This is a genomic window from Knoellia koreensis (genome assembly GCF_013041615.1).
Classification (GTDB): domain Bacteria; phylum Actinomycetota; class Actinomycetes; order Actinomycetales; family Dermatophilaceae; genus Pedococcus; species Pedococcus koreensis.
In genome coordinates this window covers 1-9,626 of sequence record NZ_JABEPQ010000011.1, presented here as the reverse complement: position 1 = coordinate 9,626, position 9,626 = coordinate 1, and the positions used below count along the sequence as shown (strand labels likewise).

Below are 9,626 nucleotides of genomic sequence, written 5' to 3'. Positions count from 1 at the left end.
CTCCTGCAGCTCCTCGCGGACCAACCGCAACGCCCGGCTCTTCTCCTCAGCCGTGTAGTGCCTTCCCATGTCCCGCATCCTTCCTGATCGGAATCGATGCGGCGGGAAACCCGTGCCGCTTCAAGGCTGTCTCGCCGCGGGGTCGCCGCTTAGCGGTGGTGACGGCGATCACGGGCACGGTGTTCATCGCAGCCGGCGCATTCTGGCTGTCGTTCACCGCGCTTGCTGATCTGGCGCGGCGGTCTGGGATTGATGCGGGGCAGGCGTGGGCGTGGCCGTTGATCGTGGACGGCATCATCGTCGTCGCAACCGTCGCCGTCGTCGCCCTCGCCAGCCAGTCCCGCCCGACCTGGTACCCGTGGACGCTCCTCGCCGCCGGCGCGATCGTGTCGGTCACGGCGAACGCGATCCACGCGATCATCGCCGCCGACACCGACGTACCGCCGATCTTGGCTGCGTCGGTCGCCGCGATCCCGCCGCTGGTGCTGCTGTCGATCACGCACCTCACCGTCATCCTCACCCGCCCCACCAGCACACCGGATGCAGACGTGATCGAGAACGCTCCGGCTGAGGCGGTCGCTCCATCGCAGGCGGTCGCCGTGCCAGAACGGGAGCCAGCGCTGGCAGTGGAGTTGCCGGTGGTGTCGGTGCGTGAGCGGCGGGCGGAGGCGACCACGTTGCGGGAGGTGGAGGGGTGGTCGAACAAACAGATCGCCCGGCACCTGGGTGTACACCCCTCCACGGTCGGCCGCTGGTTCACCCCAGCGATCAATGGAGCGAAGGACGAAGCATCGTGAACGATCACGCAGAGAGGAACCGCACCGAACTACCGGTGACTCGGCCCGAGACGGTCGAAGGTTCCGAGGCTGAGCGGTCGGTGTTCGCCGTGCACCGGGACCCCTCGCTCACCGCCGCCGGTGCTGATCCTGGTTCGCGGGTGGGGCGCGGGGTTGCGTGGGTGCGGCCGACTGATTTGATCGCGTCGAGCTCCGCCCGGATCGCGGGCCGCGGCATCAACTTTCAGAGCGAGCTCGCGCACCGTGCCCGACGCGCGCCAGGCCACGCCTACCGTGCGACCCGGAATCATGCCCGCGACATTCGGGATCGCCGAGCGGAACGTGCGGCATCTGCGGGGCCGTCGGTGTTCGAGTCGTTCGATGTGTTCGAGGCGCAGGATCGGTCGCGCTCGTCGTCGTGGGTGCGGCCGTCCGGGATCGGGCTGGGGTGAACGGCTATGCGCAGAAGATGGTGGCGCGACGGGGTTGGTGGGGAGCCGGTGCGCACCTGCTTGTCAGGAGGTGCCACCATGCCACAACCCCACACCCCACGCAGCGACGGTCGCGGGCGTGAGCTCGAGAACTCAGAACGGCTCCGCGGACTCCTCACCCGCCTCAACGCCGCAGGCCCGGACGCCTGGCGGACGGACCCCGATGCAGCGGAACTCATGCGGCACGCGGCCGACAAGTACGCCGCCCTCGCGCGCAAGCACGGCCTGGACCCGTGGGAGGCGGCGACCGCGGCGTTTGAGGCGATGCGCACGCCCTCGGTGCGGCGGGCGGATGATCCGTGGGCGGTCATCACCCGTGCCGTGCAGATCACCTGCATCGCGGAGAACCGCGCCAATGGGCTCTTGTGTTCTGTGCATCAAGCGCGCCGGCCGAGGTACTCGAGTTTCCATGACGCCGAACGCTTCTCTGAGCGGGAAAACCCCCTCACCGACTACCACCCCGCGTTCCGCGCCGACCCGTTCCCACACGATGACGAAGACGATGACAGCGGCGACGAGATGGAAGTACCAAGGTCGACGGGTGTGGAGTCCGCCGTCGAGGACACGATCGCGTTGCTGTGCTGGAACCGGTGGGAACCAGTGGTCGCCCGTGCCGCAGTCGAGTGCATCTGCGCCCGCCTCGCGGAATCCGTCTCCCGTACGGGCGCATACGAGTCCCTGCGACGCGACCGGCACGCCCGCGCCCTGCTCGATCTGCCTGCCCCGTCGTGGTATCGGCTGCTGCGGATCATCCTCGGCGCCCCCGACCTGCACCTGGCCGGTACGAACGCGGGCCGTGGGGTGTTGCTGCGGCTGCTGATCGGTGAGTCCTTGGCGCACCTCATGGATGACACGGACTTGGCTGCGGCGATCAAAGTCGCCGCACCCGGCGTGATGCGGGGTCGGCCATGAGCGAGCCGGGGCATATCGAGCTGGAGCGGGCCGTCGATTCGATCTGGGCCGGCCGCCGACACCGCGAGGACTACGGCGACCTCGACTCGCTGGTGGAGTCGATAGCGCGGGATGGGCTGTTGCAGCCGATCACTATCACCCCGGACGGGATGCTGATCTGCGGCGCACGACGTTTGGCCGCGATCCGCCGGCTCGGGTGGAAGACGGTGAACGTGTGGGTGCGCTCGGGCATCTCCACCACCCTCGGGCAGCTCCTCGCCGAACAGGACGACAACCTCCTGCACAAGCCCCTCACCCGCACCGAGGAAGCCACCCTCTACGCCGAACTGAAATCCCTCATGGTCGAGGATGCGACGGGCCGGCAGGAAGCGTCACGGTTCACCTCGAAACACGAAAACCCCAGGTCACACGGTGCCGCCACCGTGGCGGCACCGCAAAAGGGCGAGACACGACAGCAGGCTGCGCTCATGGTCACCGGCCGCAACGCCTACACCTCGCTAGAACGCATCAACGAGTTGCAGCACCTTGCCGCCGACCCTGCACAGCCCGACGACGTACAGCAGCGGGCACGGGAAGAACTTGACCGGATCGACGCGGGCGGGTCGATCACCGGAGCCGGGCATCGCATCAGAGCCGCACAAGCCCTCGCCGAACTCGACGCCCTCGCGGGCGACCCTGCACAACCGGCAGGCATCCGCGACACCGCCGCCGCAGGCGCGACCCGTCTCCGGGAGCTTGAAGACACGGCACGGCCGGCGGATCTGGAACGTCTCGCGGTACTCGCTGTCGAGCGTGCGAAGTCTGCGACGAAGAAGCGTTCCGCCCAGCTCGCATCAGCACGGCTCCACGCGGTTGAGGAGCAGCCGCGGGAGTTCCTGCCGGTGCGGTCGTTCGTCTACCTCTGGGATGAACTCTCCACCTGGACTGAACGCTACGACCCCGAAAGCATCGGCCCGTCCTTGTCGGGTGAGCAGTGGGCGATGTTCGAGAACGCCGTCACCGCGACGGTGGCGTTCCTGGATACCGCCCGCACTGCACGAAACGTGCGCCGCGAAACCGCCTGATCCCTCCGCACCCTTTCGGCCCTGGGTGCTGTGGTGCACCTGTCTGGTGATCCGAATCTCGTCGGGAAGGACATCAGGATGGACCCCACCGCTCGCAGCCGCCGCACCGTGCTCATCGCCGCCATCGCCGGCGGCCTCATCCTGCTCCTCCTCATCGGTGTCGGCGTCTACGGACTCATCCGCGGACCCCAGACCACCGAACCCGCTGAGCCAACCCTTACCGATGGGCCGGCGGCCACGAACCCGGCACACGTCCCGGCAGAGCCGGAGCCTGTGGTCACAATCGGCGGACCGGAAAAGTTCGCAAGCGCGGTCGCGGAAGCACTGTTCACGTGGGATACGACCAGCGGGTATGGGCCTGCCGATTACGCGCAGATGCTCGCCGATGTCACCGCCGAAACGGAAGCCGACGCGGCCGCTTCCGATGTCCGTTCCTATCTGCCTACGCCGGAGGCGTGGGCGCAGCTCCGCACGCATCAGACGCGGCAGTGGCTCATCATCGACACGATCGAGATCCCGGCTGCGTGGGAGGATGCGGTGGTGCAGGCGGCGCCGGGGCAGATTCCTGACGGTGCGGTCGCGTACACGATCACCGGCACCCGCCACCGGACCGGCTACTGGGGCACCGACCCGGTCACGACAACGCACCCGGTCGCGTTCACCGTGTTCCTCATTTGCACCCCCGAACGGGGCTCCGCACCGTCGCCTGCCGATCCGATCACCGACACCTGTCTCTTGTTGCGGTTGTCGCAGCTCGACAACCCTTTGCGGTGACCGCCATGCTCAAGAAGCTCCTCGCCGCCCTCACCGTCGCCGCCGTCTGCTTCGGCCCCGCGACCGTCCTCCTGTCCGTTGCCGTCCTCGCCAACCCCGCCATCGCCGCGTGCGCACCGGGGTCGTTGATCGTGGGGCCGATCCCGGACTCACTGACCGCGACCACGAAGAACGGTGAGACGGTGACGCTGAACCGTCAACAACTCACCCACGCCGCAACCATCATCACCGTCGGCGGACAAACAGACGATGTCGGGCGTCCGGGGGCGGTGATCGCGTTGATGGCGGCGCTCACGGAGTCGCACCTGCGGATGCTCGCCAACACCGGCACCTACCCCGAATCCGCGAACTTCCCCAACGATGGGGATGCGTCCGATCATGACTCGCTCGGCCTGTTCCAGATGCGGCCGCAAGCCGGGTGGGGCACCGTCGCGGAGCTCATGGACCCGAACTATCAAGCCCGCGCGTTCTACGGCGGACCGGCCGGACCCAACTACCCGAGCCCCCGAGGACTGTTGGACATTCCGGGGTGGCAGCAACTCGACCCCGGCAAAGCTGCGCAAGCCGTCGAGGTGTCGGCCTATCCGGATCGGTATCAGAACTATCAGCCCGTCGCCGAAGCGATCCTCACCGCCCTCACCCGCCCCGCACCATCAACCGGCGGCGGTGGCGGTGAGGTGGTGGTGCCGGAGACCACCAGAGTCGTGTTCCCGTTGCCGGAAGGCTCCTGGGTGCGGACCAGCCCGTTCGGGTGGCGCACCGACCCAATCACATTCGAGACCGCGTTCCACTCCGGCAGCGACTTCGCCGCCGCCGACGGCACCCCGATCTACGCCGTCGCCGATGGAATCGTCACCCACGCCGGATACACCGGCTCCTGGGGCGGACTCATCATCGTGGAACACACCGTCGGCAGCGAACGCATCGCGTCCTATTACGCCCATATGTGGGAGCACGGCATCCACGTCACCGAAGGCATGACCATCACCGCCGGCCAACACATCGGCGATGTCGGCTCCTCCGGGAAATCCACCGGCCCCCACCTCCACCTCGAAATCCGCCCCGGCGGGACCGAGCAGCCCGCGATCGACTCCGACCAATGGCTCACCGACCACGACGCCGAAGGCATAACCGGCGGCAACACCTCCCGCGCGACCTGCACTCTGAGCGGGGGTGGCCGCTGATGGACGTGTTCCCCGACTTCGGCGGCGTCGGCGCCGCCGACGACCTCCGCACGGTGATCGGCGCGCTACTGATGTTCGTGCTCATCATCGCCGTACTCATGCTGATCGTCTCAGCGATCATCTGGGCCATCTCATCCTCGACCGGCAACCCCCACACCGCGACCAAAGCCCGCCTCGGTGCCTGGGTGGCACTCGGCACCGCAGCCCTCGCAGGAGCTGGCGTTGCCTGGGTCAACTTTCTCCTTGGTGTAGGAGATCAACTTTGACGATGCGTCGTCGTGCTGCTGCGGTCTACTCGTGTACGGTCTCCAGATCGGAGTTACGACACCACATATCTCCGTTGCGTCTCCAGAGAGCGTCTACAAGTGCATCCAGCACGGCTACGGGGAGGTCATCGAAGACCTCGGAGACGACGTCGTAAGCGTCGAGGATTTCAACGATCGCCACATACTCTTGATCTTCTGAGTCCCACGGAAGGCCCGCATCGTCAACCGTGATGTATTCGTTTGAGATCGTTGTAAGCATCTCGTCCAGTTTCAGGTCGAGTTCATCGAGCAGCGACCCGGACCAGAACTCGTCACCATCGTGTCCGACGAACAGAGACCCCAGCGTCAAGTTGCTCTCCCAAAGGAGATCATTTCCTTCGGGCCAGACGATGAAAGCTATGTCAGAAAGCTCGAACCGGACATCTCCGATGACCCGCCATTCCCGTTCCCATCGCCAATCGTGAGGTCGAGTGGAGTCAGTCGAGCGTACAGGGTCAATGAACGGCGTCATCTTCCAGTACGCATCTTCCACGTTGAGCGGCTTCTGGCGTGCGTCCAGAGACCTAGAGAGAAGCTGCTTCGCAGCGTCCCACTGAGGTGAAGGGTCACTGAGATACCAGACCGGTTGAGCGCCTCGTCTTTCGCGGAGTAGTTCTTTGTCAAAAACGAGGCCCCATCTTCGACCTCGACTGATTCGCCCTGAGTTTCGTTCCTATCGGGCGGCTTGGGAGACGGGTGTTCCCAAGGGTGTGTCGAGGCCAGTGTAGTAGTCGGCTTCGACCTCGGCGGGGGTGCGCATGTCGAGCTCTCCGTGGAGGCGTTGGTTGTTCCACCACCACACGTATTCGAGCGTCGCGAGTTCGACCTGCTCGACCGTGCGCCACGGGCCGCGGCGGCGGATCAGCTCGGTCTTGTAGAGCCCGTTGACGGCCTCGGCCATCGCGTTATCGAAACTGTCGCCGACGGTTCCCGTCGACGGCGTCGCGCCGAGCTCCTCGATGCGGTCCGTATAGACCACGGCGAGGTAGTTCGACCCGTGGTCGGCGTGATGGACGAGGCCATCGAGGTTCCCGTCCGTAGCCCACGCGGCCATGTTCAACGCTTGGAGCGGCAGGATGTCGGCTTTGAGCGTCGAGGCGACGTTCCACCCGACGATGCGGCGGGAGAACACGTCGGTGACGAACGCGACGTAAGCGAACCCGGACCACGTCGCGACATAGGTCACGTCCGCGACCCAGAGCCTGCGGGGCGCGTCGGCGGTGAACTGCCGCTGCACGAGGTCCTTCGGCTTCTCGCTCGCCGAGTCGGACTTCGTGGTGAAGACCTTCTTCGACCGCTTCACCCCGTGAACACCCGCGATCCGCATCAGCCGGCCGGTCTGATCCCGACCGATCACCCAGCCCTGCCGCCGCAGCAGCGCGTGCATCTTGCGGGCCCCGTAGACACCATAGTTCTCCGCATGCAGCCGCACGATCTCCGGGATCAGCAGCTCGTCCCGCAGCTGCCGCGCGGACGCGGGACGCGCTTTCGCGGCCCGGTATCCGCGGGCGGTGAGGAAGCCCACCTCGGCTTGCCGCATGACACGGCAGACGAGCTCGACCCCGAAACGATCACGCATCTTGTCGACGAACGCGATCATCTCGACGAGGGGCGGCCGAGCTCGGTCGCGAAAAACACGCTCGCTGACCGGAGGATCTCGTTCGCCTTCTCCAACTCGGCGATCTGCTTCTTCAACCGCTTGATCTCCGCCTGCGCCTCGCTCGAGGTCCCCGGCTGACGGCCCTCGTCGACGTCGAGGCGCTTCTTCCACAATCGCAGCGTCTCGGGGTTGACGCCGAGCTTGGCGGCGACGTGCTTGATCGCGGCGTGATCGGTCTTGTGATCGGGGCGAGCCTCGCTCAGCATCCGCAGCGCACGCTGACGGAACTCGTCCGGATACGGTCCTGGCATGAATCCATCCTCCAAAAGGAAAGGACGGAACGAAACTCAGGGCGAATCACGACTGGTCATACGGCGTAGTTCGGTCAGTGGCGTTTCAGTGAAACAGACGGCCTTCTGATTCCCAACGGAATCCTGAAAGTTCTTGGCGATCCCGAAGGGATTGCGTGCCTCGATTCGCCCCTGTGTCAGCACACTCGCGAGATCTTGGGGCGTCCGAGTGAGATGCACCAGCCAACGTGACAGATCGCGTGCGCCTGAGTGCTGGGTTGTCCCAGCTGCGCTCGAGGGTATCGGTTCTGCCATCCCTTCAGATTACTCGTGGTGTAGAGGGGTGCACCTGGCTGGCAAGTCCGCCATTCCCTGGCGTTTGTGAGCTGAAGGAGCACCCTGTGATTGATATTGACCCGAACGGTACCGGGCTTCCCGGTATCGAGCAGTTGCGCATCATTGTCGGCGCGGTGATGACCGTCGGCCTGATCCTCTCCGTCCTCGCCCTGATCGTCTCCGCGATCGTATGGGGCTTCGGCGCGAACAGCAGCAACCCGCATCTCGCTTCGCGCGGGAAGGTCGGCGTGCTCGTGTCCTGCGGCGCGGCGATCATCTGCGGCGCGTCGGTGACGCTCATCAACTTCTTCTGGGGCGTCGGCCAAGCCGTCTAACCCCACCACGGACGAGGGAAGGAGGATGCGGTGAGTGTGTGTGATGTGCCGGTGATCTCGGCCGTGTGCGACACCGTCGGGCAAGGAGCTGCGACGTTGATCGCAGCCCCGTTCGACTGGCTCGCCCAGGCGATGGGCGGGGCGGCGGCGTGGCTGTTCGAGGCGGTCTGGGCGGTGTTCGACACCACCACCCTCGTCGACGTCACCGACGAAGGCTACGTCGGGGTCTACAACATCCTCTTCGGGGTCGCGGTGTTCGTGGTGCTGATCTTCTTCTGCCTGCAACTGATCACCGGCCTCGTCCACCGCGACCCCACCGCCCTCACCCGCGCTGCCCTGGGAGCTGCGAAAAGCATCCTCGGCTCGTTCGTCGCGATCGGTCTCACGGGGCTGTTGTTGGAGATCACGGATCAGCTCGCGGTCGGGATCGTGCAGGCGACAGGCAACACGATGGAGTCCATCGGTGACCGGATCACCCTGCTTGCGGCGGGGTTCGCGGGGATCAACATCGCCGCGCCCGGTGTCGGGGCGATCGTCACGATCTTCCTCGCGGGCCTTGCCATCAGTGCGGCTGCGATCGTGTGGTTCTCCCTCCTGATCCGTAAAGCCCTCCTGCTGGTCGCGATCGTGTTCGCTCCGATTGCTCTTGCGGGGTTTTCGTGGGATGCGACCAAGGGGTGGTTCGGGAAATGGGCGACGTTCGTGATCGCGTTGATCTTGTCGAAGTTGGTGCTGGTGGTGATCTTCCTCGTCGCGATCACCCAAGTGAGTGCTCCGATTGAGCTTGATCTGGCGTCGATCAGTGATCCCATCGCAGGTGTGGTGTTGATGTTCATCGCTGCGTTCGCCCCGTACATGACGTACAAGTTCGTCACGTTCATCGGCTTCGATATGTATCACTCGATGAGCGCCGAACAAGAAGCCAAATCCGCCCTCAACCGGCCCGTCCCCGTCCCGTCAGCACCGAAGACCGATGGGTCGAAGAAGGTACTCGACGGCGCCGGCGACCAGGGCGGTGGTGCGGCACCATCCGGCGGTGGCGCCCCACCCGCAACGGCTGCCAGTCCCGCCGCCGGCGGGGGCGCAGCGGGTGGTTCTGGTGCCGCGGCTGGTGCGGGTGCCGGGAGCGCGGGCGGTGGTGCTGGCGCGGCCGGTGCCGGGGCCGGCGGGGCTGCTGCTGCGGGGCCTGCGGCAGCAGTCGTGGTCGGGGCTCAGGTGGTCAGTGCGGCGGCGACTGCGGGGCCGAAGCTCGGTGGCACGGTCGGGGGTGCTGCGGAAGGGCACGCGGCCGGGGCCGGTGAGACCGTGCAACCCGCACCACCACCTGCGCCGAATCACACACCGACCGCACCACCGGCACGACCTACACCCTCGACGCCGCCGCCTGTGCCGTCACCGAAGCCGTCTGCCGGGAAGGAATAATCGATGTCGACTCAGCCTTCCGCGTCAGAGTTAATACACCAGAGCCCGGCTGAAACACCCAACCAGGAGACGGCTACGTTTCGTCCGTTTCGAAAGGTTGGAGTAGATGACAGAGCCCAAACCCAAGCCCGGGTTGC

The 9,626-nt window shown here is 66.0% G+C and carries 11 protein-coding genes and 1 pseudogene; 9 read left to right on the top strand and 3 right to left on the bottom strand.

Annotation, left to right across the window (positions count from 1 at the left end; genetic code table 11):
- Positions 1-155: 155 nt before the first annotated feature.
- From HJG52_RS20280 to HJG52_RS20250, 7 genes are all read left to right on the top strand, one after another.
- Positions 156-797, top strand: a complete 642-nt coding sequence (locus HJG52_RS20280) for a DUF2637 domain-containing protein (RefSeq protein ID WP_100814294.1) — start codon at positions 156-158, stop codon at positions 795-797.
- Complete coding sequence (locus tag HJG52_RS20275; protein WP_100814281.1) at positions 794-1,228, top strand: hypothetical protein; 435 nt, start codon at positions 794-796, stop codon at positions 1,226-1,228. The genes HJG52_RS20280 and HJG52_RS20275 overlap by 4 nt, the downstream gene beginning before the upstream one ends.
- Before the next feature lie 78 nt (positions 1,229-1,306).
- Positions 1,307-2,179 carry a hypothetical protein gene (locus tag HJG52_RS20270; protein ID WP_100814282.1) on the top strand — a complete coding sequence of 291 codons (873 nt, stop codon included), beginning with the start codon at positions 1,307-1,309 and terminating at the stop codon, positions 2,177-2,179.
- A complete protein-coding gene (locus HJG52_RS20265; RefSeq protein WP_100814283.1) occupies positions 2,176-3,243 on the top strand; it encodes a ParB N-terminal domain-containing protein in 1,068 nt (355 codons plus the stop codon). The genes HJG52_RS20270 and HJG52_RS20265 overlap by 4 nt, the downstream gene beginning before the upstream one ends.
- Positions 3,244-3,321: 78 nt before the next feature.
- Complete coding sequence (locus HJG52_RS20260) at positions 3,322-4,017, top strand: hypothetical protein (protein WP_100814284.1); 696 nt, start codon at positions 3,322-3,324, stop codon at positions 4,015-4,017.
- A gap of 182 nt (positions 4,018-4,199) precedes the next feature.
- Positions 4,200-5,201, top strand: a complete 1,002-nt coding sequence (locus HJG52_RS20255) for a M23 family metallopeptidase (protein WP_346767876.1) — start codon at positions 4,200-4,202, stop codon at positions 5,199-5,201.
- Entirely contained in the window at positions 5,201-5,467 is a 267-nt protein-coding gene (locus HJG52_RS20250; protein ID WP_100814285.1) for a DUF6112 family protein, read from the top strand. Before HJG52_RS20255 ends, HJG52_RS20250 begins: the two co-directional genes overlap by 1 nt.
- A 25-nt stretch (positions 5,468-5,492) precedes the next feature.
- Here HJG52_RS20250 and HJG52_RS20245 read toward each other — a convergent pair whose 3' ends face one another.
- From HJG52_RS20245 to HJG52_RS21815, 3 genes and pseudogenes are all read right to left on the bottom strand, one after another.
- On the bottom strand, positions 5,493-5,999 hold the full coding sequence (locus HJG52_RS20245; protein ID WP_100814286.1) for a hypothetical protein: 507 nt from the start codon (positions 5,997-5,999) through the stop codon (positions 5,493-5,495).
- A gap of 180 nt (positions 6,000-6,179) precedes the next feature.
- A complete protein-coding gene (locus tag HJG52_RS20240) occupies positions 6,180-7,277 on the bottom strand; it encodes an IS3 family transposase (protein ID WP_346767875.1) in 1,098 nt (365 codons plus the stop codon).
- Positions 7,244-7,372 (bottom strand): annotated as a pseudogene (locus tag HJG52_RS21815) (MerR family transcriptional regulator); the annotation flags it as partial. The gene HJG52_RS20240 and the pseudogene HJG52_RS21815, both read right to left, overlap by 34 nt.
- 425 nt (positions 7,373-7,797) lie before the next feature.
- Between HJG52_RS21815 and HJG52_RS20235 the strand changes: the two are divergent.
- Both HJG52_RS20235 and HJG52_RS20230 read left to right on the top strand, forming a co-directional pair.
- Entirely contained in the window at positions 7,798-8,067 is a 270-nt protein-coding gene (locus tag HJG52_RS20235; RefSeq protein WP_024355940.1) for a DUF6112 family protein, read from the top strand.
- Between the two features lie 30 nt (positions 8,068-8,097).
- Entirely contained in the window at positions 8,098-9,489 is a 1,392-nt protein-coding gene (locus tag HJG52_RS20230; protein WP_346767874.1) for a conjugal transfer protein TrbL, read from the top strand.
- Positions 9,490-9,626: the final 137 nt, after the last annotated feature.